This is a genomic window from Halobacteriovorax sp. RT-2-3 (genome assembly GCF_047085075.1).
Taxonomy (GTDB): Bacteria; Bdellovibrionota; Bacteriovoracia; order Bacteriovoracales; family Bacteriovoracaceae; genus Halobacteriovorax_A.
The window spans coordinates 79,044-101,791 of sequence record NZ_JBKIYF010000002.1 but is presented as its reverse complement, the minus strand read 5'-3'; the positions used below and the strand labels follow the sequence as shown (position 1 = coordinate 101,791).

Here is a 22,748-nt window from a genome sequence, read left to right as displayed (position 1 = left end):
TGAGTAATTTTAAAACAAATGGAGTCAATCGATGGCCTATCAAAATGATAAGCAAATTATTTATTCAATGAACCGTGTTGGAAAAGTTTATAAGCAAAAGCACGTTTTAAAAGACATCTCTCTTTCATATTTTTATGGAGCAAAGATTGGTGTTCTTGGTCTTAACGGTGCTGGTAAGTCGACACTTCTTAAGATTATGGCAGGTCTTGATCAAGACCATCTAGGTGAAACACACTTAGCTAAAAATTATTCGGTTGGTTACCTTGAGCAGGAACCAAAACTTGATCCTGAATTAACAGTTAGAGAAGTTGTTCAGCAAGGTTGCCAAGAGACAGTTGATCTTCTTGCTCAATTTGATGAAATCTCTGCAAAATTTGCAGAGCCAATGTCTGATGACGAAATGAATAATCTTCTTGATAAACAAGCTAAGCTTCAAGATAAACTTGATGCTGCAGATGCTTGGACTCTTGATAGTCAACTAGACCTTGCAATGGAAGCACTAAATTGTCCTCCATCTGAAGCAAAGTGTGGAAACCTATCTGGTGGGGAAAAGAGAAGGGTTGCACTATGCCGTCTTCTACTTCAAAAACCTGATATTCTTCTTCTAGATGAGCCGACAAACCACCTTGATGCTGAAACAGTATGGTGGCTTGAAAGACACCTACAACAATATAAAGGAACAGTAATTGCAGTAACACACGATCGTTACTTCCTAGACAATGTTGCTGGTTGGATTCTAGAGCTTGACCGTGGACAAGGGATTCCATTCGAAGGAAACTACACTGGTTGGCTAGAGACAAAAGCAAAGCGTCTAGCTCAAGAAGAAAAGACTGAGTCGAAAAGACAAAAAGCAATGAAAGAAGAGCTTGAGTGGATTCGCTCAAACCCTAAAGCACGTCAGGCGAAGTCAAAAGCTCGTATTAAGGATTACGAAGAAAGAGCAAAAATCTCTAGTGAAAAGAGAAATGAAACAAATGACCTTTTCATTCCTGCAGGTCCTCGTCTAGGAAATAAAGTTATCGAAGCTCACGGCGTTTCAAAAGCATTCGACGACAGACTTCTATATGAAAATCTTGAGTTCTCACTTCCTCCTGGTGGAATCGTTGGGATTATCGGTCCAAACGGTGCTGGTAAAACAACTCTATTCAAAATGATTACTGGTCAAGAGAAGCCAACTTCTGGAACTTTCGATGTAGGTGATACTGTTAAGCTTGCTTACGTTGACCAGGGACGTGATTTAGATCCTGAAAAAACAATCTATGATGTTGTTGCTGATGGAACTGAGTTTATCAATGTTGGTGGCCAAGAAGTTAACTCTCGTGCCTATATTGCAAAATTCAACTTCTCTGGAGAAGACCAGAAGAAGAAAGTTTCTGAGCTTTCAGGTGGTGAGAGAAATCGCGTACACCTTGCAAAAGTTTTAAAAGAAGGTGGAAATGTTCTTCTACTGGATGAGCCAACAAACGATCTTGATGTAAATACTCTACAAGCTCTTGAAAAAGCACTTGTTGATTATGCTGGTTGTGCTGTTATCATTTCCCACGACCGTTTCTTCTTAGACCGTTTAGCAACACATATCCTTGCATTCGAAGGCGAGGGGAAAGTTGTATGGTTTGAAGGAAACTTTAACGAGTACGAAGAAGATAAGAGAAGACGTCTAGGAGATGCAGCAATGAATCCTAAGCGCTACACTTATAAGAAACTTACTAGAGATTAGAAAAGAGATTATAAGCTTGAGAAGTGTATATAAATTTGGTGGCAGTTCGATAAAAAGCGCTGCTGCCATTAAGCAGATTGCAGATTTAATTTTAGCGTGTCCAAATGATGCTCTTGTTGTTTTATCTGCGACGTATAATTCAACTAATGAGCTGGAGTCTATATACTTTAGTGAAGACTCTAATTTATTAGTTGAAGACTTTTTCACAAAGCATAGAGTGATCATTGAAGAGTTAAACCTTCAAGTTGATCTCTCCAATTTTAAAGAAGAGTTGCTAAGCTATCTTACACTTCCCAAGTCTAGTTCGACTCTCGATTCTATCTACAGTATTGGAGAGCGTATCTCTACATCAATCCTTGCTAGTTATATTCAACAACAAGGAAGAGAACTTTTTCACGCAGATGCCCGTGACTATATTCTCACGAATCGCAATTTTAATGAAGCCAAGGTTCTCTTTAAGAATACAAAGGCAAATTGCAAAGATTTAAATAAGCACTCGCTAATTATCACACAAGGCTTTATCGCACGAACAACCGATGGCCAAACTTCAACTCTAGGCCGAGAGGGCTCAGATTATTCCGCTGCTATCTTTGCTTGGGCATTAGATGATGTACAAGAGCTTGTGATTTGGAAGGACGTTAAAGGTGTTTACGGCCATGATCCAAAGGTTCTTACAAATGCACCTTTAATTCACAACCTAAGCTACCGACAGACAAAACTTTTGACTAATAAAGGTGCTAAAATTCTTTTTCATCGAACGATGAACCCTTTAATCGAAGCAAATCTACCCCTTATTGTTAAAAGTGTATTCTACCCGAATGAAGCTGGAAGCTGTATTAGTGATGCTAAGGAAGATCATTTCTGTGCTATTTCAACAGAAAGAGATGAAGCCTCACGCAATTTTATTACGGTATTTGGCCTTCCTCTTGAAAATGCAAAGTTGTTGGAAAGGTCATTTGAAGTCGATGAAAATAACGATGATTACTTCACGCTAGAAGTTGATGGCCAAGATCTTCGTGAGTGGATAGACCTCTTTGGTGATCAGTTATTTTCTTAGCCTTTGAATAAAGTGTTGAGTAAATCGGACGATCTGCTTCACTACCGTGAACCTCTATAATTTCTTTTACTTCTTTATTTTCAACAAAGATCACGTTATCAACACTTTGACAGATCAGTCGTAAGATTTGATCGAAATCAATTCCGTTTTTACTCTCTGAGAAGATTGAAAATAATGTAGTAAGTCTGAGTAGTGTATCCTTGGCACTGTTAGCATGAATTGTACTCATCATACCTTTGTGCCCAGTATTCATTGCTAATAAAAATGGGATAACCTCACTTGATCTAATCTCTCCAAGAAGAATTCTCTTTGGAGACATCCTTAAAGCATAACTACAATAGTCTTTTAGACTCTTTCCCTCACTAGGATGTGATAAAAGGTGAGTTGAATTGGAAATATCTCCTTCGATCTCTGCAACATCTTCAATAATAACGTGATGTTCATTTTCAAAGCATAGCGCCTTACAAACTCTTAAAAAGCTAGTCTTTCCACTTGCCGTAGAGCCCGCAATAACAATATTCTTATAATCACTAACCAACTTTTCCACTATCTCATGTGTTTCTTTGTCTTTTGAAAAATCGGATATTTTGAAATTCTCTTTTGCATGAACTCTCAAAAATGCTTTTGCTTGTGCTTTAGGGGAAAGACATGGATGTGTGATACTCACTCGCAAGTCAATCTCATTGCCGTCAACTAATCGAGTATTCTTAAATGATGCAAATGGATTATTGAAGTTCCAATCAATTCCTAGTTTTTGAGTTAGAAAAACTAAGCTTAAGACAAAGTCTTCATTACTTAGAAATTCAACCTTTAAATTAAGATGATCCTTCTTTTGTACTTCGATATCACTAGGAGAGTGAATGATAAACTCATTGGCATCATACATTTTTAGAAGATCATCAATGTAACTTTGATGATAGACCTTGTTAAACCAGTCTTTGATTTCGTTTAGATTATCTAAGTCACTTTCTTGAAGATTATTTCTTTCGAGTGTTTCTAGAATAATTTCTTTAAAGTTCAGATGAATTGTTTTCTTTGCTTTCTCACTAAGTAGCATTTTAAATTCATTGAAAAAATACTGATTGATTTGTGACATTTTATTTCCTATTTAAGTTTCGCAATTGCAATGATTCTTTTATATGTTTTAAACTTTGTTGAAGATGAAAAGAGCTTTCCTAGAATAGGTACTTGGCCAAGGATAGGAAGTCTTCTTCCTGCGTTATCATCAGTTGTTAAGTCAATTTCAAACATTTGAATTGGAATTCCCTTTTCAATGAGAAAACTTGATTCTTGTGCACTCCCATTGATATACGTATCCCCATTCATTTGTCGCATTGGCCTAGTAAGTTTTGTTGCGTATTTCACTTTATAGCGATTATTTATTTTCTCTAAAAGTATCTCAATCTTAAGCCCTGCAAATCTCCACTGTGTATTATTTCCGTTGTTATTAGTCGTTGTCGTAAAGGGGATATCAGAGCCCATTTGCACTGTTGTTTTATTACTTGTACGAAGTAGAATTTTTTGTGTCGCAAGTGTTGAGACATTATAATCTGTATCTCTAAGTACAATACTTTGACTCTTTGCAAGTGCTGAAGCTCCTTCGTCAAGAAGGTCTGCAAGGCCTACGTCAACTTGATCTAGTCCGAAATTTATTTCTTTTCCGTCCATTCTTTCAATTTGGATGATTCTCATTTCTAGTTTATGGTTCAAAATATTCTCAAATCTTTGAGATAGAAAAAACTTAACCATAAGTTTATTTTGAAGTGGTTTAAGAAATTTTATATCTTTCAATATCTCTTCGTTGGTGAAACAGTGAATATCGATCTTGTTCTTTTGGCAGCGTATATCGTCATAGTAGTTTTGAAAAAAGTGGTGATGTATCTCTGCGATGATTTTCTTTGCTACTTGATCTTTTAGTTCACCTTTGAAGATAATACTCTTATTTTTACTTAACAGCGGTCGTAGGACTAGGTACTGATCAAGTGTTGTAATATCTTGGGTAATAATTAATTTATCTCCCTTGATTTCACCATTGATGTCGAAATGACGTAGATTATTTAGAGCTTCGAGCACCTTAAATTGACCAGACTTTGAAAGTACATAGAATTCGAAGGTCTTCTTGTTGCCAGAGTTTAACCATAGTGTGACAATTGAGTGACCTTGCATTTTACCTTTAATAATGAGTTTTGATTGGGCCTGTAGCGACTTGCTCGATAAAACTTCTTTATTAGATATACTGTAGTTTAAAACATTGTTTAATGAGATTTCAGTTACTTGGCCTATGCCTAGGGTAATTTGCTTCAGGCCTGTAGCGTAAATATTGAAATTTACGACTGATACTAGGCCAATGACTTTGACAAAAGGCAAGAAACTTAGTAAAAACCTATACTCGAAAACTGTTTTTAATTTAGATTTAAATATATTGAGGAGATTTATCATGGTATCAAGAACTCGTATTACAAGAAACAAGCGTAATGCTAAAAAAACAAAAATGGGTGCTAAAAGAAAAGCGCATAACAGAAACAAGGGAACTACTCCTAAGTTTAAAATTCATCTAGATTAATATTTAATTATTTTTCAGATATAGAAAGAGGGCCAAGACGTTGGCCCTTTTTTATTGTCCAAAGGTATTCTGAAGAACTCTTTTGTCTTGTCTAACAATAAATGGTTCAGCTTCCTCGCCTTTAAAACATACGTGAAGTAGGGCACTCTTATAGATGTCTTCACATGGATTCTTCTTTTTAATAAATCGGAAGTCTTCTTTTTTCACTCCATTTTTTGCCATTAACTCGTTTAAAACTTCAAACATGTGGTTCTTTTCAGAGTCATATGTATAAACAATTACTTCACGTGCTTGAATACTTGTAACTAGTAGGATTGTAATAAGGCTAAATTTCAATTTCATAAGCTCCTCCTTTGGATTTAGGTAGATCAGTAACTGGATAGGAATCTAGCTCTAAAGTCTTGTATGGAGCAATTCTATTCAAATCTGAAATAGAAATTTTTACGAGATAGATAGGTATCTCCTCATCGTTGAGTTTTTTTACGATCTTTGCCTTATTGGTGATGTGTGTTGCGCCTGCATATAGGGACACGTATTCTTCACTACCTACAAGATTAGTCATTTCATTGATTTTAAGTTTTAGAAGTCTTTCATCTTTAGCTACTGAAATATGCTTTTCTGGAACTTCCTGTACCGATGGCATTGAAAGAATGTATGTAAATATATTAGTTAGAACTAGCGCAACCCAGAATCTTAGATAAAGCGCCTTTTTCATCTTCTCTTCTTTTTCTTTGTTAAAAAGCAGAGGTGAGGAAGTTGGCTCATTATTTGATTGAGTTCCAGGTTTTGATGAAGTTTTGGATTTCTCGTTGTTTAGAATTTTCAATTTTTATCTCCAGGTTAATCATAAGAATTAATGTACTTACAAAAATTGAAGTCCATAATAGTCCTTCAATTGTTGAATACCCTTTGGTGCCATGTGCTTTGACGAGAGAGTGAAATCGTCTAAAAGTCTTCCCTCTTCTAGTTTGAATTTTAGGGTAATCACGAAAGAATGATTTTCTGATAGGTTGCTCCCAGTATAGTGAAAGGGCATAAAAGCCTTCCATTTCTTTTCAAAGACTGCAGATGTATCGAGTCTTCTCCTGATCTTCCAGAGCTTGCTTCCTAGCGGATCTGTTCTTAGAAGAGCTAAAATATTTGTTGCCTCACATTCATCTATCGTTAAGAGTTTGAAGCGTAGAAAGTATCGAAGAGCGCTTTGCATATACTGCAAGCCTTTTGCTCCATATTTCATGAATGGCTTAAGCCATGCGGCTAAAGGGAAGAACTGTGCATAAAAGATACTCTTAAGCCCTACGTTTATATAAGAAATTCTTTTATAAAATGACTTATATTCAACAATGACTTTTTTTGAGCAGATATATGACTTATTGTAATATTTTATAATTTGTAGCTCTTCATAAGAACGGGCCATATTAGAGAATATGATGGCAATAAAGGCCATAAAAAATAATATAGCGACTAAGGAAGTACTTCCTCTTTCATTTAAGTCCATTTGAAAATCCTAAGCTATGCTTCTCTCTTCGATACTTCAGGTATTTTCCATTTTTATTTTTTACAAACTTAATCCGTGTTTTTGAATCAAGCCACCTCTCAAGAGAGAGGAGACTTTTACAAGAGAATGTTTTTACTGATTTTTTATCATCATGTGATTTTATTAATGAATGTACATACGCTTGAAAAACAATACTATTTTTGCAACGATACTTTTCACTAACTGCACTGCTCACAAGAAAGACAAAAACAATTAGAGTAACGCTAAGAGCGTAAGATAGTATTTTCATGATTGTTTATTAATTTACTTTGATACTCTTTGTGATTTTATCGGATGCGTCTTCAAGTCTTTTTTGAACTCTAGTTCCGAGTGTTTTAACAGCAGTAATACAAATAATTCCAACTAGGCTTGTGATGATCATATATTCCATTACGCCTTGGCCTTTATTATTCTTTAAAATCTTCTTCATAATTTTTCTCCCTGTTAAACCTAGTTCATAAGATTTTTGGGTTTATAAAATAGAAAAAGTGCAGAGTCTTTAAGTTGAGTTAGAATGTCGGGATATATTTCACATATGAAATAAAGGATTATTTTTCCTAGTATTTTCAGCAAGTTGCTAATAATTGTGGAGAGATTAAAATATCCTTATGAACGATAAAAGTAACTTCTACGTATTTGAGAAAAAAGAAATCTTATTGGTTGTCATCTTTGTCATCCTGGTTGCCATTACTTCATTCTTCTTTGGCCTAAAGATTGGATCTAATTATGCTTTTGAAAAAGCTGGCCTTAGCAATAAGGAAGAGAAGGCGATTGTTGAGCCATTGGATGAAAAACAGAAGATTGAGCTAACATCTCCAGAAGAGGAGAAGGTTAAAGAAATAGTTCAAGATAAAGAGACCAAGAAAGTTTCTAAAGAAGAATTAAATAAGAGAATTGAAGAATCTTTAAAGCAGAAGATGGTTAATGAGTTTTCAAGTGAAAATAAAGATTTCAATGATGTTGGTGTTCAAGATACGCAAGTACAAGAGGTTGTAGAAGAGAAGGTTGTAGAGCCTGTTCAGCAACCAGCAGTTGAAAGTGAGACTGTTCAAGAGTCAGCTTCTAAGACAGATGAATATACTGGAAAATACACAATTGTAGTTGGTTCATTTGAGTCAATTGATGACGCAAAGGAATTTGCAGAAGGTTTTCGAGTTCTTGGTTTTAGCCCAATTGTTAATGAAAAAGAAGTACCTGGTAAGGGAAATCGTTTTCGCGTAAGCCTTGGGGCATTTGAGAGAAGTATTGAAGCGAAGCAATATGTTAAGAAGCATCCTTCTCTTTTTGCAGGGCGTGATTATTTCTTTACAAAATTCGACTAACTCATCATTTAGAACATTTACATTTTTTATGATACGATGCCCTTATACAATTTGAGGGCATTTTTTATGAATATTTACACACTAATTATGGCCGGTGGAAAGGGAACACGCCTTTGGCCTGAATCAACAGAATCAAAACCAAAACAATACCTTTCACTGGTTGGAAATGAAACTTTACTAGGTCAAACTCTTGAGCGCTTTGAGGAAAGTGTAGATTTGAAAAATCGCTTTATTATCACAACGCGTGATCAATCTGAACTAGCTATCTCTTGCTCAAAAAATCAAATTTTAGAAGAACATATAATCTATGAACCTGCGGGGCGAAATACTGCCCCTTGTATTCTCTTATCTCTTGCGGCCATTGAGGCAGCTGGGGCAAAAGATGAAGACATTATTGCAGTTATGCCTTCTGATCATGTGATCTTAAATAAGAGTGGCTTTAAATCCAGCTTTGATAAAGCCGTTAAACTATCAAGTGATACGCAAACAATTACAACAATCGGAATACCACCACATTTTCCTCACACTGGTTATGGCTATATTAAAACAAGTGAAGCTGTAGGTGATGGCTTTAAGGTTGATGAATTTGTTGAAAAACCAAATTTTGAAAAGGCTAAAGAGTATTTATCGACTGGAAAGTATGTTTGGAATGCGGGAATGTTTATGGCACCACTTGGTGTTTTTAAAGAAGAGTTCGCGGCCCACTCTGCTGAAATGTTTTCTTTCTATGAAGAATTAAAGGCATCTCTTGACGAGGAGGCCAAGCTTGAAGAAGTATATAATAAGATTCCAAAAGATTCGATTGACTATGCCATTATGGAAAAATCAAGCCGAATCAGTTTAGTAAAAGCTGAGTTTGATTGGAATGACCTTGGATCATGGGAAGCACTTGAACAAGTAGTTGACCGTGTCGAAGGAAACACTATAATTGATAGTAACGGAACTTTCTTAAAGGATGCGACAGGAAATATTATTTATGCTCCTAATAAGCATGTTTCTTTAATTAATGTTCAAGACTTAGTTGTGGTTTCAAATGATAGGGCCGTAATGATTGTGCCAAAAGATGATTCACAACGAGTAAAAGAAATTGTTCAACACTTAAAAGATAACAAACGCAAAGAATTATTATAGGAGAATTCATGGAAGTTGTTAAAAAAGTAGGCGAGTACACAATTGTAAAAAAAAGATCGGGACGTTTTGCTGTTAAAGCTGCAAATGGAAAGTTCGTAAACAAAGAAGAAAAAGTTAAAATTCTTCTAGATGCTGGTCTTATTACAGCTCCAGCTGTTAAGGTTGAAGAGCCTGCTGTAGAAGAAACTCAAGAAGAAGCAGTACAAGAATAGTATAAATAAAAAAGGCTCCTTATCGGAGCCTTTTTTTATAAGTAATTTGGTCTTTGATCATACTCAATCGGATCTTCAATTCCTGCCTTCTGAAAGCCTCTAAGCCTTAGAGCGCATGAATCACAAACTCCGCAAGCTTTATCTCCTCGAGCATAACAAGAATAAGAAAACTTAAGTGGTGCACCTAGGTCGACCGCTTTTTGCACAATCTCATTCTTTGCCATATCAATTACAGGAGTGATGATCTCAATATCACCATCTTTAGTTCCTTGCTTGATTAGCTCGTTATATGCAGCGTAGTAGCTTGGGCGACAGTCTGGGTATCCAGATGAGTCTTCGTTAACTGCACCAATATAAATATTCTTTGCACCAACAACTTCTGACCAAGAAACGGCCATTGCGATGATGTGAGTATTTCTAAAAGGTACATAGCTATCAGGGATTTCTTCTGAATCACCTTTATATTGTTTTACATCAATTCCATCATCAGTTAGCGAGCTTCCACCAATCTGCTTTAGAAATGAGACATCAATTACTTTACGTAGAGATTTATCGACTCCGTAAAAGTCAGCGATTTTTTGGAAACAATCCAATTCACGTTCTTCTGTTTTTTGTCCGTAGTTAAGGTGAAGAAACGCAAGGTTTTCATGTTTCTCATTTGCAATTGCAGCACAAACTAACGAATCCATACCACCACTAACTAATACAACTGCAAGTTTATCACTTTTCAAAATATAACTCCTAATCTACTGACTTATAGTCCTTCGGCCGTTTCGTTAATAAATGCCAGGATTTCGTCAGTAACTTTTTTTGCCTTTGCTTTTTTCTCAGCTAGACTTCCTTCTTTTTCTTGAATCATAATATAGAACTTAATTTTCGGCTCAGTTCCTGAAGGACGAAGGTAGAGGCGGTTTCCATTTTTGAAGTGGTAACCAATTACGTTACTTACTGGATAATCCAGTTTCGACTCTTCATTAGACTCAAGGTTTTTCACAATACCTGTTTGATAATCTTCTATAGCTTGAATCTCTTGTCCGCACAAGCTTGTAGGAGCTAAGTCTCTAAAATGACTCATGATTCGTGTAATTTTTTCGGCCCCTTCTTTACCCTGATAAACAAGATTTAGGAGAGTTTCCTCACTAAAGCCAAATTCTTCGTAAATTTTATCGAGGGCCTGAATAAGGTTTAGCCCCTGTTTTTTGAAGTATAGAGTTACTTCAGACATAAAAGTAATTGAAGCAACACCATCTTTGTCGCGAACAAAATTATGCGGAAGATATCCAAAAGACTCTTCTGTTCCAAATAGGAAGTTTGCCGATGGATCTTCTTTTTCTATTTTATTCATTAGTCCACAAATCCACTTAAATCCTGTTAGTGTCGAGTAAGATTTTACTCCGTACTTATCAGCGATTAATTCTTGGAGTGGAGTTGTTACAACTGTTTTCACAAAATATGGGTTTGCTGGCATTGTGCCATTTTCTTTTAGATTGTGAAGCATGTAGTACAGCATTAGGATTCCGATTTGGTTTCCGTTGATATACTGAATCTCTCCTTCATGCTCAAAAGCAACTCCAAGTCTATCTGTGTCTGGATCAGAGCCAAATGCTATATCTGCACCAGTTTCTTTCATAAGATCGACTGCCATCTTCATTGCCGAAGCATTTTCTGGGTTAGGTGAGCTTACTGTTGGAAAAGCTGAGTCTGGTTGTGCTTGCTCTTTAACAACTTCAACATTAGTAAAGCCAAGCTGTGCCAGAGCTGTCGTACAAGGAATTAATCCTGTTCCGTGAATAGGTGTGTAAACGATCTTTAATTCGTTACCGAATTCTTTACACATTTCAGGGTTAACTGTTTTTGAGAGGATGTCGTTATAGAAGCTTTGTTCAACGTCTTCTCCAACCCATGTGATAAATCCTTCTGATTCAGCTTGAGAAAATTCCATGAATTTCACAGCATCGTATGAAGTAATATCATAGTAGCGATTGATAATATTTTTATCGTTTGGAGGAGTAACTTGCGCTCCATCATTCCAATAAACTTTGTAACCATTGTATTCTGGAGGGTTGTGAGAAGCTGTTACCATAACTCCAGCTTGACACTTATGGTACCTAACAGAGTATGAAAGCATTGGAACAGGATTTAGTCTTTTATAGATATAAGACTTAATTCCATTGGCCGCCATAACGCTACAAACTTCTTTGGCAAATTCAAAAGAGAATTTACGTGAGTCATAGCTTACAGCAATTGATGGATTTGTGATCCCAGTTTTAGAGCTGTGATCTAGTACTTCTCCAGCAAGGGCCTGCGTTGCACGGCGAACTGTATATTTATTAATACGATTATTTCCGGCACCAAGAATTGAGCGAAGCCCACCTGTTCCGAATTCGATATCTTTATAAAATCTTTCTTCGATCTCTTTCATATCATCAGCGTCAATTAGCTTTTGAATCTCTTGACGTGATTCCTCATCAAAGTATGAGTTATTTGCCCATTGAGCTGCTTTTTCAAGGCTCGTTGTCATTTCAGTATTCTCCTGTGAAATTTATATTTGAGTATCTTGTGCTATATTCTCAAATCTAGTAGACTTAGGCAAAATATAATCAATGAAATATTGTGTTGTGTGTTAATAAAATCAAGGAGTTAACATGGCAAATAAAGAAATGAAACATAAAGAAAATGTTGCTGGAAAGTGGTATTGCACAGATCCAGATGATGATAACGGCGAAGGATGCATTGCATGTAACGTATGTTACACAGGTGCTCCAGACTTTTTTGCTGAAGATGAAGATGGAAATGCATACGTTGTTAAGCAACCATCAACACCTGAAGAAGAAGAGCTATGCCAAGAGCAAATGGATGCTTGTCCAGTTGCTTCAATTGGTAATGATGGCTAATTAATTTAATTAGAATTTCATATCAAAAGAAATATAGGCAGAGGTGCGGTTGTAATCGATACCTCTGTCTTGCGTTGAGTGATTTAACTCCATAGTCACAGTAGCATTCTCAAATACCCCAAATGACCTTTTTGCACTGAAGTCAACTTCACCTTGAGCATTGATAACAGTTCCAGTTTTAATTATCGTTTTTCCTTGGAATCTGAAATCATTTGCAATCGTTGCCGTCTGATTAGTGTCGTAACTCATATCAGTTTCAATATCAAAATTTCTAAACTCTGGAGAGGCAACAGTTACTCCTGCTAGAAAGTAGCCATCAGCTTTGGCCAAGGCCCTTGCTGTCGACTTCCCTTGATGTTTTAAGTCTAGGTTGATTTGTTGGCTATCTGAAGAGATATCGGCATTGCCATCAATTGTAATATCATCACTGTAGCGATTAGAAAGATTAAGGTTTAATTGCTGCTTGTTTGGCTTGATATTAATTTCACCGTTTAGCGTTGTGTCTTCAGTTAGCTTACTGTTGAGGTTAACGTTTATTCTTTGCTTTTGGTCATTAATCTCGACCTTGCTTGTAAGTTTAGTTTCTTCTCCAAGCTTACTCTCTGTCTCCATCTCAATTAATGTTAATGAAGTAGGAACATAATAACTCTGCTCAAGTAGCAGTGCTTTATTAATCTTAACTTTTCCAATGAAGGTATCGTATTCTTGATCCTTAACTAGACTCATTTCAGAATCATAATTTGTCTCAAGAGTTACACCTTCAGGAATATTTCTTTCAACATCTGTAGGCTTTGTTGGATCAACAAAAGTGTCATGTGGGTAGTAGATTTGAAAGTATGGTTCTTGATCTTTTATAAAGACTACTTTGATAAAAATATCTTCGCCAACTTCGTCTTGAGATCGAAACCAAGTTATTCTAGTTAGTGTTCCTGAACGAGGAGCAATTGATAGGGAAGAGAATTCACTAAGAGCAATATCTGAAGTAAAAACTAGTTCGAAGTCATCAAAATCTCTTGTGTTATAGCGCTCTTTTCCGCTGTCAAAATCACTTTTAAGACAGCTAATTTCTCCAACCTTATCAACAGTTTCGATATAAGTTGCGATGGCCTTAAGTTTTAGTGCTTTTTGTTTGACCTTAATACTCGGTTCTTGAGAATTTTCATTGGCCTTGGCCACGATATCTGAAATATTAGAAGCGAGCTCGGCGATATCTCTACACTCGATACACAACTCTGAGGCCCCACTGTTATGCCTCGGAATATCGTCAGAAACAGCATCTTCATGCCTAACTGGAATATATTTAGGTGACTTTGATTTTGAAATTCTTACGATATCTTTGACAAGATCCTTGGCCTTGATTTGCTTGCCATTAACTTCTATCTCTTCCTTAAAAAAACTAGGCTCTATGGCCAAAGCATTGACTACGACAGAGAAAGTGAGAATAGAGATAGCAAATCTATATAAAAACACAAATTCTTATCGGTGGCAGTTTAGAAAAAGTTTACGAAAATGGTAAATTATTTTAAGTGTCTTAAAATTTCAGTACTTGCGCACCTTTGCCGACAGGAATAAAATAAGGTAGATCACATTTACAAAGGAAGTTTCATGAATCCAACAAATCTACAGCTCGTAGGGACGATTCTATTTGCATGTGCAATTTTGCACACATTCTTAGTTTCTAAAATTCAACATTTAGCTCACAAGTATCCAGAAGGATCAATGATGGAGAACCTTCTTCACTTCTTAGGTGAAGTAGAAGCGGTATTCGGAATGTGGGCAGCTGCATTTATTGTGTACTATAGTGCTACACAAGGATTTGCAGTTTATGATAGCGCACACCAAGTTGTTGGTGGAGCACTCAAATATCTTGAGAAAGATGTTAACTACACAGAGGCCGCATTCGTATTCGTTATTATGTGTATGGCGGGGACGAGACCAATTATTATGCTTGCAGAAAAAATCATTGGGATGATTGCAAAACTTATCCCAATGCCTGGTAAAATGGCATTCTACGTTTCAGCTCTTATTATCGGGCCGATTCTAGGATCTTTCATTACTGAACCTGCTGCAATGACAGTTACTGCTCTTATCCTTTTAGACTACTTCTTCTCAGACGAGAAAATGAGTTTAAAATTTAAGTATGCAACGATTGGTCTACTTTTTGTAAACGTTTCAATCGGTGGAACTCTTTCTCACTTTGCTGCACCTCCTGTTCTAATGGTTGCTTCAAAATGGCACTGGGGATTTGTTCACATGATTACAAACTTTGGTTACAAAGCAACAATTTCGATCATTATTGGAACTCTTATAATTGCTTTCATGTTTAAAGATGAACTACAAGGTAAACTTGAAATTAAACAAAAGCATGAGAATTGGATGGCACCAACTTGGTGGATGACTTTAATTCATATCATCTTCATGGGATTAGTTGTTTTCTCTGCTCACCATATGGTTTTCTTCCTAGGTTTATTCCTATTCTTCCTAGGTTTCACAACTGTTACAAAAGAGTACCAAGACGAAATCAAGTTAAAAGAATCACTTCTTGTAGGTTTCTTCTTAGCTGGTCTTGTTACACTTGGTGGACAACAAGGTTGGTGGCTACAACCAATTCTATCTAAACTTGGTGACTTTGTTCTTTTCGTAGGTGCAACTTCACTTACTGCTATTACTGATAACGCTGCTCTTACATATCTAGGAACACTTGTTGATCTAACTGATTCTGCAAAGTATAACCTAGTTGCAGGTGCTGTTGCCGGTGGTGGTTTAACTGTTATTGCTAACGCTCCAAACCCAGCTGGTTTTGGTATCCTTAAAGGTACTTTTGGAAAAGATGGGATTAACCCAGGTAAGCTTCTTCTTGGAGCACTTTTCCCAACAATCCTTGCAATGGTTATGTTTCAAATTCTTCCAAATTTAGCGAAGTAGAAATACAAAGGGCCTCATCTGAGGCCCTTTTTATAGATCAACTACCCAGTTAAATGGGTCTTCAATTGTTTTTTCTTGGATACCTAGAAGTGTTTCACGAAGCTCTTTTGACACTGGTCCAAACTCTTCTTGAATATTATAAAATTCACCAGACTCTTCATGTAAAGAGCAGATTGGGGTGATGATTGCGGCCGTTCCGCAAGAGAAGCACTCAGTACATTTCTTAGACTTAATATCTTCAATTAATTCATCAATGCTAATCTTTCTCTCGACAACTTTGTAACCCTTGTGACGTGCAATATCGATGAGTGAACGACGAGTAATTCCATCTAGAATTGTCTCAGTCAATTCTGGAGTGTGAATTTCACCATCAATTACAGCAAAGAAATTCATTCCACTTAATTCTTCAATCGATTTACGATCAGTTGCTGATAACCATAGTGTTTGGTGTAGTCCAAGTTTTAGTGTTCTTACACCTGCGTTAAGAGCACCGGCGTAGTTACCACCAGTCTTTGCCGTTCCCATTCCTCCTTGGCACGCACGAATCATATTTCTTTCAATTAAAAGTTTATAGCTTCCTCCTGAAAAGTAAGACTCAACAGGTGAGGCGATTACCATGAAAAGAAATTCTTCACTTGGCTTAATTCCTAGATTGTTTTCTGTGGCAATCATGAATGGCCTAATATAAAGAGATTCACCACCACGTTTCGGAATATAGTTTTCACCCATCTTTGTGACTGTATTTACAGCTGCAGTAAAGATATCTTTTGGTACTTCTGGCATGGCCATACGTCTTGCTGAGTGATTAAAGCGTTTGAAGTTTTCTAGTGGCCTAAAAAGGTTTGGGCCATTGCCCTTAAAATTATAGGCTTTCATTCCTTCAAAAATTTCTTGTCCATAGTGAAGAACTTTACAAGTTGGATCGAGTTCTAATTTACCATAAGGCTTGATCTCAAGCTCTCCCCATTCTCCACGTTTATACTCACAAGTCGCCATAATCGGTAGTAGGACCTTTCCAAATCCCACGTGATCAGGCATTGAAAAATTCTCAATTGCTTTCTTTGCGCTATCTAAAATAATCATTCGAATTCCTTACTCTTATTTGCAGTGGTAACCAAGTCCGTAAACTTTCCAAGTGTTTCCTTCGTTTACAGATTCTTTGATCCAGATAGTGTCTCCACCCTCATCAGCAACTAAGTTGACGGCATGGTTAACAGCAAGATCCTTGATACCATTTTCATTTTCACCAACGACATTTGTAAAAGGCTTACAGCTTTTATGACGTGGCTTTTGATATGTTACTTTTACTTTCTCTCCAGCTGGAGTTAGTTTTGTTTTTGAAACAGCACAACTAGATAGAATTAATATCATAATAATATTTTTCATTATTCCTCCATGATTTTTAGTTATACTAGCAAAATTGCAACGATGTTGCTTAGGTTTGTGCGTCAATTTTATCTTTTGACGAGTTTGGTGAATTAGAATATTATTTTTCTACTTTAAGACACTTGTAGGACTATAGCTCAGTTGGTTAGAGCGCTACCTTGACATGGTAGAGGTCTGCAGTTCGAATCTGCATAGTCCTACCATCTTTGATACTTTCAATTACATTGCTTGATGATTTAGTTTGCTGATACCGATATCAACTCAGCGCCAAAACATGCCTTTGGGCATCTTTTGATCGCAGGTTGTAAAGTTCGAATCTGCATAGTCCTACCATCTTTTTCTCAATCTATTTATTGATTCGCTTCTCTTAAAGGCCTTCTCTTAGGCTTAGACTCTGTTTTTTCAATTGTATCCTGATTGCTCGTTGATGCGTTAACGAATGTCATTGTAAACGTTGATCCAATACCATCAATATTATTAAAGGCCTTTATATTTCCTCCGTAGAATTTCATATATTTTTTTACAACTGGAAGGCCAAAACCTGACCCTTCTTCGCCATGAGTTCCTTCGCGGTGAGTTTCATTAGTGAATGAGAAGAGGCTTTTTATCATTGACTCTGGGATTCCTATTCCTTGGTCTGTTATATCCACACGGATAACTGAGTTTTGATGAGTTACCCTGACAACAACTTCAGATCCTTCTGGTGAAAACTTTGATGCATTAGTTAGAAGGTTACTAAAGACGCTGTGGCATAGTGACGAAGGCTCTGCCATGGCCTGGATACTGTGGTCATCAAATTCAACACGGATATGTTGACTCTTTTTTTCTAATCTTTTTCGGATAAGCTGAATTGAATTTTCAATAGATTCTTTTAATGGAACAGGCTCTAATTTTATATTTGATTTGCCTGACTCAATGGATTGTATTTTTCGAATATGTTGAATCAGTTCTGCCATATTTTCGATAACTCCGCTGACACGTCCTAGGTTTTGCAAGATACCGTCTTTGTCTTTCATGGCAAGTAGGGAAGAGTCGCTTAGTAGAGAAAGGAGAGTTGTTGAGTTCGATAGATCGTGAAATAAAACGGAGAGTAAATGTTGTTTTTCTTCGAGCCTTCGCGAAAGGTCGCGACCTTCAACTTCAAGCTGTTTAATCTTAATGGCCTGATGAGTAATAACCATAATAGAACAGAGAATTAATATCATCAGCAGACTTACGAGATAGATCACTTTCTTTCCTTAAAAAACGTTTTTCTTAAAACTTCGTATTTTATGAAACCAATTAATTTTGTAGGATTTTAGCTAGCTTTATTCTCATAACCAAGTTTGAGAAGGTAAATTTAACTTAAATTAAGAATGTTTTTTCACATTTCACTGGGCCTTCCTTTAAACAGAAACGTGACTGATGATTGGAATTCAAGTAGACTTGCTGGAATGAAAGACTATCTTAATAAAAAGTTAACATCGCTGGTAATGACGCAGTTTGTTCACTACTGGTACTACTATATTGGGGCATTCATTTGTCTCTATCTAACTCACAAGATTCAAAGTGAACTTCCTTTTATTGCAAAAGATTTAGCGGAGAAAATTTCAAAAGGAATTTCTATTCCAGTGGGACATCTTTTCTTATTGGCCTTAGGAATTATTGTTTTTAGAACATCTTCGCGACTTCTCTTTTTCTATCCGGCCCGTGTCTTACAAAAGATCTTACGCTTTGATCTCATGAAGAAATTAGAAAAAGTGAGTCCTTCTCGTTATAAAGAATACCCGAAAGGTCAAATCTTTCAAATTATTGGTGGAGATCTTGAGCACGTAAGAGCATTAATTGGTTTCGCTCTTTTACAAATTGCTAATATCATCATTGCTCTTTCGATCCTTGTTCCAAAGCTATTAAGTTTCAATAAAGAGCTGTTTATTGCGCTACTACCGATGCTTGTGGCGTTTGTTCTCTTCAGTGCAATTGTTTCAACGAACCGTAAATTCTATCGCCAAACACAAGACCTTCAGGGTGATGTTCAAAATATCATTATTGAAACTTACGCAGGTAAAAAGACAATTAAAAACTTCCATGCGGAAAAAGCATTTATTGATCTCTTTGCTAAGAAGTCAATGGAAGAGCTTGAGAATTTTTATGAGGCAGGCAAGCGTGTTGGCATCTCTATCCCACTTATGCCAACTGGAGTTGGTCTTTCATTAATTTGGGGTGCCTATATCATTTTTACGCAACAGCTTGGTGCATCTTCACTGATTTTATTCTCAGGTTTTGTTTATCTATTTTTAGAACCAATTATGTTCCTCGCTTGGATTGGAGTTGTCTTCACTCGCTCTGCTGGAGCGTGGGCAAGAGTAAGAGAGCTTGTTGCTGTACTTGATAAAGAGAGTGAACTTGAGACAATGCTTAAAAGAGAATTTTCTTTTAAAGAAAAAGAAGAGTCTTTTGAATTACAGCTTCCATTTTGGGACAACGATATCAATTTAAAAATTTGGAAAAATACAAAGAATGCAATTGTCGGAAAAACTGGATGTGGAAAGTCTGAGTTACTCGTTAAAATTTCTGAGGTTTTAAAGATCCAAGAAAAAAGTACGAGTTATGTCGCTCAAGATCCGTATCTTTATAATGGAACAATTCTAGAAAACTTATCCCTGGGTAGAGACTTCAATGAAGAACAACTAGCGAAAGCTTATGATCTACTGAAGATCTTTGGACTCGATTACTTAGCTTCAGATCGCAAGAGTTTGTTTAACCTTGTTGTTGGAGAAAACGGAAAGAGATTATCTGGTGGACAAATCAAGCGAGTCTCTTTGATTAAGTCATTACTTTTTGAAAGTGAGTTTATTATTTGGGATGACCCTTTCTCATCAGTTGATGTCGTGCTTGAAAGAGAAATTTTGAATCAGCTCAATGCTATGAATATTTTTGAAGGTCGCACGCTCATTATGTCGACACACAGGTACACGACAGCGGTTCAATGTGATCACTTAAGTTTAATCTGTGAAAGTGAAGGCTTAAGAGAAGAGTCAAGTGTTATCGATTTTACACAAAAACAAGAAGGAGGAATTTATGAGCACTTTAGAAAACAACTCATCTAAATTCCTAGTATATAAAGGAAGTGGTAAATATTTATTAAGCATGGTTGTATGTCTTATTATCTCAAGTGCTCTTGGTGCAGCACTACCACAATTAATCGCAAAACTTACTGCAAATTATGAAGTCGAAGAGGTTTATCGTCAGACTCTTGGAATTATGACATTTATCTTTTTGGCAACGGCCATAAACCGTGCTGTTTATAACCTGATTATTAATCGTTATGTTGTAGGCCTTGTTCAATTCGTCCGCACTCATTGCTATGGTAAGTGGCTTTCAAGTGTGGAGCTTCAAACATCGAAAGAAAACCGCAATGATCGCTACCCTCAAGGAGAGGTCTTAGCGCGTATTATGAGCGATACGGAAAGCTTAAGGGAGCTTGTTACTTCTGGAACTTTTGGAATTGTCATTGATATCTTCTTCGTAGTTGCTTCTCTGATCAGTTTTGTAAGCTTAAATGCAATTGCCGGAGTGTATCTTGCAGTAATCCAATTTGGAGCCTGCTTTATTTTAATTTGGTGTTCTAAGTATATGCGTGCAGTTTTCTTAAGCGTGAGAAATTCACGTGCAAAACTTTACCGCGTTGTTGCGGATCTTATTGGCGGTGTTCGTGAGAATTACTACAACCCTGCAGATCAGTATACATCGAAGAAATCCTTATTTGTCTTTGATGAATTTCTTAAAAAGATCCTATCTTCAAACGTTTGGGACGCATCATACTACTCATTTGCCGAGTCTCTTTTTCCAGTCTTCTTAGCTTGCGCAATCTTTATCATTCCAAATAGTGGTATTACTCAAGTCGCATTGATCTTTGCTCTAATTGATTTAATTCAGCGCTCGATTAATCCTATTAAAGATGTCTCTTCGAAAGTTGCAAATATTCAAAGAGCAGCAACAGGAGTAGGGCGTATTAATGAATTTCTTGTTGATTTAGACAAGGAGAAGTCTTCAGATATCAATACAAAAAGACGCCAGTATGATGTTGAAAAGATGCATATTGAAATCCAAAAATTTACGTATCCAGCTAAAGGTGAGAATTCAACACCCTTTACTTTAGAAGATATCTCTTTTGATTGTCGCCAAGGTGATCTTATTGGGATTGTCGGATTATCTGGAAGTGGAAAATCGACTCTCTTAAATATCATGGCCGCTAATATTATTCCTGATGAAGGGAAGGTATTTGTTGAAAATCATAGCGGAGTTAAGAAAGAGTATAATTTTGATTATATTGATGACTTCAACGAGTATCGTGAATTGATTGGGATTGTTTCGCAAGATTCGCATATCTTTTCAGAAACAGTTGAATTTAATATTACGATGGGGCAAGCAGGTTTTGGAAGTTTTGATGCTTTCTGGAGTGAAGTTTGTGAACAGATTTCTTATCTATCGAGATGGGGAATAAAGCCTGATACAGTCCTTGATCAAAATGAAATCTCACTTGGTCAAAAGCAGCTTATATCGGCGATTCGCTCTTGTTACTTAAAGAAGCCTATTGTTCTATTCGACGAAATTTCTTCTTCATTAGATAGTGATCTTGAAGAAGCTCTACGTAAAATGATTCTCTTTGTTCAAAAGCAGGCCGTTACAATTATCGTGGCCCATCGAGTTGAAACAATACTTGATGCCCAACAGATTCTTGTTATGGAAGGTGGAAAAATTATTGCAAAAGGTGTGCATGAAGAATTGAAAAATAGTTCGCCGCAATATGATCTCTTTGTGAAGCAATTATCGAATTGACAAAAAAATGACGTGAACACTAATGCATTATTTCTCTTTTTTACATATAATTAGTTTAAATTGATGTAAGGAGATCATTATGTTTAAAAAATCCAAGCTAGCACTTGGCCTAGTTGCTATTTCTGCAATTGGACTAGTTGCATGTACGAGCGAAGTAAATTCAAAACCAAATTTCTTATTTAAAAAGGCACCAAATGCCACTGCAGTGATTAAGTTCAATGGCAAAGAAGTTAGTCATGATGAGCTTTTTAAAGGCTCAGAAGCAGAGTTATATGAAGCCCAATTAAAAGTATATGAACTAAAACTAGGTAAAGTTAAGGCCTATCTTTTAGAGAATTTTAAAAATGAAGACCCTGCAAGAAGTTCAATGACAATGGAGCAATTCATTGATGTTGTTATTGCTAAGGACGTAAAAGTATCTGATAAAGAAATTAACGAGTTTGCAAAAGAAAGAAATATTCCTGATGTAAATCCTCAGTTAAAAGCTAGAATTGTAGACTTCTTAAGAAACTCGAAAAAGCGTGAAGCTATCGAAGCATACTTAACTAAGAAAACGAAGAATAGCCCAGTTGAAATTTACTTAGAAAGACCTAAAAGACCACGTTTTGAAATTCCTGTGACAGGAAAAGAGCCAATGTTTGGTGGAAAGGATGCGGCCGTAGTTATTACTGAATATTCGGATTTCCAGTGTCCTTACTGTGCTAAGGGTGTTGAGATCATGAATCAGATCAAGAAGACTTATGGTAATAAGGTTAAAATTGTATTCAAGAACTTCCCATTAAGCTTTCATAAAGATGCGGCCAAAGCTGCTGAAGCGGCACTATGTGCAAATGAGCAAGCTGGAGATAAATTTTGGAAACTACACGATTCAATGTTTGCAGATCAATCTGGACTTTCTGTTGCTGGACTTAAGTCTAAAGCAAAGACAGTTGGTTTAGATCAAAAGAAATTTGATGAGTGTCTTGATTCTGGACGTATGAAAGCAGAAGTTGATGCTACAGTTAAAGAAGGGATTGACGTTGGTGTACAATCAACTCCAACTTTTTATGTGAACGGTATGCTAATTAATGGTGCACAACCATTTGAAGTATTTAAAGAGCTTATTGATTCAGAATTAGGTAAATAATTCGCATAATACATTATAAAAATAGTCGGAAAAACAGATAATTAAGAGGCCGGGGCA

At 36.4% G+C, this 22,748-nt stretch carries 22 protein-coding genes, 1 tRNA gene and 1 pseudogene; 12 read left to right on the top strand and 12 right to left on the bottom strand.

Translation table 11 applies throughout. The annotated features are described in order from the left end of the window. Positions 1–31: 31 nt before the first annotated feature. Both ettA and ACMAYX_RS06275 read left to right on the top strand, forming a co-directional pair. Positions 32–1,717, top strand: a complete 1,686-nt coding sequence (gene ettA, locus ACMAYX_RS06280; RefSeq protein ID WP_103218022.1) for an energy-dependent translational throttle protein EttA — start codon at positions 32–34, stop codon at positions 1,715–1,717. Positions 1,718–1,733: 16 nt separating this feature from the next. After that, a complete protein-coding gene (locus tag ACMAYX_RS06275) occupies positions 1,734–2,774 on the top strand; it encodes an aspartate kinase (protein ID WP_412470113.1) in 1,041 nt (346 codons plus the stop codon). Here the strand turns inward: ACMAYX_RS06275 and ACMAYX_RS06270 are convergent. The 6 genes from ACMAYX_RS06270 to ACMAYX_RS06245 form a co-directional block, all read right to left on the bottom strand. Then, positions 2,704–3,870 carry an ATPase, T2SS/T4P/T4SS family gene (locus tag ACMAYX_RS06270; RefSeq protein WP_412471902.1) on the bottom strand — a complete coding sequence of 389 codons (1,167 nt, stop codon included), beginning with the start codon at positions 3,868–3,870 and terminating at the stop codon, positions 2,704–2,706. The two genes, ACMAYX_RS06275 and ACMAYX_RS06270, sit on opposite strands and share 71 nt — an antisense overlap. 8 nt (positions 3,871–3,878) lie before the next feature. After that, positions 3,879–5,141, bottom strand: coding sequence for a hypothetical protein (locus tag ACMAYX_RS06265; RefSeq protein ID WP_412471903.1), 1,263 nt, complete (start codon positions 5,139–5,141; stop codon positions 3,879–3,881). A 247-nt stretch (positions 5,142–5,388) separates the two neighbouring features. Further along, complete coding sequence (locus ACMAYX_RS06260) at positions 5,389–5,679, bottom strand: hypothetical protein (protein ID WP_103218018.1); 291 nt, start codon at positions 5,677–5,679, stop codon at positions 5,389–5,391. Next, entirely contained in the window at positions 5,663–6,163 is a 501-nt protein-coding gene (locus ACMAYX_RS06255; RefSeq protein ID WP_103218017.1) for a hypothetical protein, read from the bottom strand. The genes ACMAYX_RS06260 and ACMAYX_RS06255 overlap by 17 nt, the downstream gene beginning before the upstream one ends. Positions 6,164–6,199: 36 nt before the next feature. Further along, positions 6,200–6,835 (bottom strand): hypothetical protein, encoded by a 636-nt coding sequence (locus tag ACMAYX_RS06250; protein WP_103218016.1) that lies wholly within the window; start codon positions 6,833–6,835, stop codon positions 6,200–6,202. A gap of 298 nt (positions 6,836–7,133) precedes the next feature. After that, on the bottom strand, positions 7,134–7,304 hold the full coding sequence (locus ACMAYX_RS06245) for a Flp family type IVb pilin (RefSeq protein ID WP_021268293.1): 171 nt from the start codon (positions 7,302–7,304) through the stop codon (positions 7,134–7,136). Positions 7,305–7,482: 178 nt separating this feature from the next. On the opposite strand from ACMAYX_RS06245, the gene ACMAYX_RS06240 reads away from it, so the two are divergent. The 3 genes from ACMAYX_RS06240 (at position 7,483) to ACMAYX_RS06230 (ending at position 9,539) form a co-directional block, all read left to right on the top strand. Then, a complete protein-coding gene (locus ACMAYX_RS06240) occupies positions 7,483–8,196 on the top strand; it encodes an SPOR domain-containing protein (protein WP_412463158.1) in 714 nt (237 codons plus the stop codon). A gap of 66 nt (positions 8,197–8,262) precedes the next feature. Next, entirely contained in the window at positions 8,263–9,327 is a 1,065-nt protein-coding gene (locus ACMAYX_RS06235) for a mannose-1-phosphate guanylyltransferase (protein ID WP_412471904.1), read from the top strand. Positions 9,328–9,335: 8 nt separating this feature from the next. Further along, positions 9,336–9,539 (top strand): hypothetical protein, encoded by a 204-nt coding sequence (locus ACMAYX_RS06230; RefSeq protein ID WP_103218012.1) that lies wholly within the window; start codon positions 9,336–9,338, stop codon positions 9,537–9,539. Positions 9,540–9,574: 35 nt separating this feature from the next. On the opposite strand, the gene queC is transcribed toward ACMAYX_RS06230, so the two are convergent. After that, positions 9,575–10,270, bottom strand: a complete 696-nt coding sequence (gene queC, locus ACMAYX_RS06225; protein ID WP_103218011.1) for a 7-cyano-7-deazaguanine synthase QueC — start codon at positions 10,268–10,270, stop codon at positions 9,575–9,577. A 23-nt stretch (positions 10,271–10,293) separates the two neighbouring features. Beyond that, a complete protein-coding gene (locus ACMAYX_RS06220) occupies positions 10,294–12,060 on the bottom strand; it encodes a phospho-sugar mutase (RefSeq protein WP_412470112.1) in 1,767 nt (588 codons plus the stop codon). A gap of 124 nt (positions 12,061–12,184) precedes the next feature. Here ACMAYX_RS06220 and ACMAYX_RS06215 point away from each other — a divergent pair, with 124 nt between their 5' ends. Beyond that, entirely contained in the window at positions 12,185–12,433 is a 249-nt protein-coding gene (locus tag ACMAYX_RS06215) for a ferredoxin (RefSeq protein WP_103218009.1), read from the top strand. A gap of 9 nt (positions 12,434–12,442) precedes the next feature. Here the strand turns inward: ACMAYX_RS06215 and ACMAYX_RS06210 are convergent, their stop codons facing one another. Continuing rightward, positions 12,443–13,903: a hypothetical protein gene (locus tag ACMAYX_RS06210; protein ID WP_103218008.1), complete on the bottom strand. Its 1,461-nt coding sequence runs from the start codon at positions 13,901–13,903 to the stop codon at positions 12,443–12,445. 135 nt (positions 13,904–14,038) lie between these two features. On the opposite strand from ACMAYX_RS06210, the gene ACMAYX_RS06205 reads away from it, so the two are divergent. Further along, the gene (locus ACMAYX_RS06205; RefSeq protein ID WP_103218007.1) at positions 14,039–15,358 is read left to right on the top strand and encodes a putative Na+/H+ antiporter; all 1,320 of its coding nucleotides are present in this window, start codon (positions 14,039–14,041) and stop codon (positions 15,356–15,358) included. Between the two features lie 30 nt (positions 15,359–15,388). Here the strand turns inward: ACMAYX_RS06205 and ACMAYX_RS06200 are convergent, their stop codons facing one another. Next, entirely contained in the window at positions 15,389–16,441 is a 1,053-nt protein-coding gene (locus tag ACMAYX_RS06200; protein WP_103218006.1) for a branched-chain amino acid aminotransferase, read from the bottom strand. Positions 16,442–16,456: 15 nt separating this feature from the next. Continuing rightward, entirely contained in the window at positions 16,457–16,744 is a 288-nt protein-coding gene (locus ACMAYX_RS06195) for a hypothetical protein (RefSeq protein ID WP_103218005.1), read from the bottom strand. A 126-nt stretch (positions 16,745–16,870) separates the two neighbouring features. Between ACMAYX_RS06195 and ACMAYX_RS06190 the strand changes: the two genes are divergently transcribed. Beyond that, positions 16,871–16,947: transfer RNA gene (locus ACMAYX_RS06190), tRNA-Val, on the top strand. Between the two features lie 147 nt (positions 16,948–17,094). On the opposite strand, the gene ACMAYX_RS06185 is transcribed toward ACMAYX_RS06190, so the two are convergent. Then, a complete protein-coding gene (locus ACMAYX_RS06185) occupies positions 17,095–17,973 on the bottom strand; it encodes a sensor histidine kinase (RefSeq protein ID WP_412470110.1) in 879 nt (292 codons plus the stop codon). A 126-nt stretch (positions 17,974–18,099) separates the two neighbouring features. On the opposite strand from ACMAYX_RS06185, the gene ACMAYX_RS06180 reads away from it, so the two are divergent. The 4 genes and pseudogenes from ACMAYX_RS06180 (at position 18,100) to ACMAYX_RS06165 (ending at position 22,691) form a co-directional block, all read left to right on the top strand. Beyond that, positions 18,100–19,833 carry an ABC transporter transmembrane domain-containing protein gene (locus ACMAYX_RS06180; protein WP_412471905.1) on the top strand — a complete coding sequence of 578 codons (1,734 nt, stop codon included), beginning with the start codon at positions 18,100–18,102 and terminating at the stop codon, positions 19,831–19,833. Further along, a pseudogene (locus ACMAYX_RS06175) lies at positions 19,805–20,590 on the top strand (ABC transporter transmembrane domain-containing protein); the annotation flags it as partial. The gene ACMAYX_RS06180 and the pseudogene ACMAYX_RS06175, both read left to right, overlap by 29 nt. A 228-nt stretch (positions 20,591–20,818) precedes the next feature. Continuing rightward, positions 20,819–21,565 carry an ATP-binding cassette domain-containing protein gene (locus tag ACMAYX_RS06170; RefSeq protein ID WP_370446912.1) on the top strand — a complete coding sequence of 249 codons (747 nt, stop codon included), beginning with the start codon at positions 20,819–20,821 and terminating at the stop codon, positions 21,563–21,565. Positions 21,566–21,644: 79 nt separating this feature from the next. After that, entirely contained in the window at positions 21,645–22,691 is a 1,047-nt protein-coding gene (locus tag ACMAYX_RS06165) for a DsbA family protein (protein WP_412471099.1), read from the top strand. Positions 22,692–22,748: the final 57 nt, after the last annotated feature.

Coding starts and splice junctions, on each gene's coding strand:
- ACMAYX_RS06245 (WP_021268293.1), bottom strand. CDS start 7,304: ATGAAGAAGATTTTAAAGAATAATAAAGGCCAAGGCGTAATGGAATAT.
- ACMAYX_RS06220 (WP_412470112.1), bottom strand. CDS start 12,060: ATGACAACGAGCCTTGAAAAAGCAGCTCAATGGGCAAATAACTCATAC.
- ACMAYX_RS06240 (WP_412463158.1), top strand. CDS start 7,483: ATGAACGATAAAAGTAACTTCTACGTATTTGAGAAAAAAGAAATCTTA.
- ACMAYX_RS06260 (WP_103218018.1), bottom strand. CDS start 5,679: ATGAAATTGAAATTTAGCCTTATTACAATCCTACTAGTTACAAGTATT.
- ACMAYX_RS06230 (WP_103218012.1), top strand. CDS start 9,336: ATGGAAGTTGTTAAAAAAGTAGGCGAGTACACAATTGTAAAAAAAAGA.
- ACMAYX_RS06170 (WP_370446912.1), top strand. CDS start 20,819: ATGCATATTGAAATCCAAAAATTTACGTATCCAGCTAAAGGTGAGAAT.
- ACMAYX_RS06235 (WP_412471904.1), top strand. CDS start 8,263: ATGAATATTTACACACTAATTATGGCCGGTGGAAAGGGAACACGCCTT.
- ACMAYX_RS06180 (WP_412471905.1), top strand. CDS start 18,100: ATGTTTTTTCACATTTCACTGGGCCTTCCTTTAAACAGAAACGTGACT.
- ACMAYX_RS06205 (WP_103218007.1), top strand. CDS start 14,039: ATGAATCCAACAAATCTACAGCTCGTAGGGACGATTCTATTTGCATGT.
- ACMAYX_RS06165 (WP_412471099.1), top strand. CDS start 21,645: ATGTTTAAAAAATCCAAGCTAGCACTTGGCCTAGTTGCTATTTCTGCA.
- ACMAYX_RS06250 (WP_103218016.1), bottom strand. CDS start 6,835: ATGGACTTAAATGAAAGAGGAAGTACTTCCTTAGTCGCTATATTATTT.
- ACMAYX_RS06195 (WP_103218005.1), bottom strand. CDS start 16,744: ATGAAAAATATTATTATGATATTAATTCTATCTAGTTGTGCTGTTTCA.
- ACMAYX_RS06215 (WP_103218009.1), top strand. CDS start 12,185: ATGGCAAATAAAGAAATGAAACATAAAGAAAATGTTGCTGGAAAGTGG.
- ettA (WP_103218022.1), top strand. CDS start 32: ATGGCCTATCAAAATGATAAGCAAATTATTTATTCAATGAACCGTGTT.
- ACMAYX_RS06200 (WP_103218006.1), bottom strand. CDS start 16,441: ATGATTATTTTAGATAGCGCAAAGAAAGCAATTGAGAATTTTTCAATG.
- ACMAYX_RS06270 (WP_412471902.1), bottom strand. CDS start 3,870: ATGTCACAAATCAATCAGTATTTTTTCAATGAATTTAAAATGCTACTT.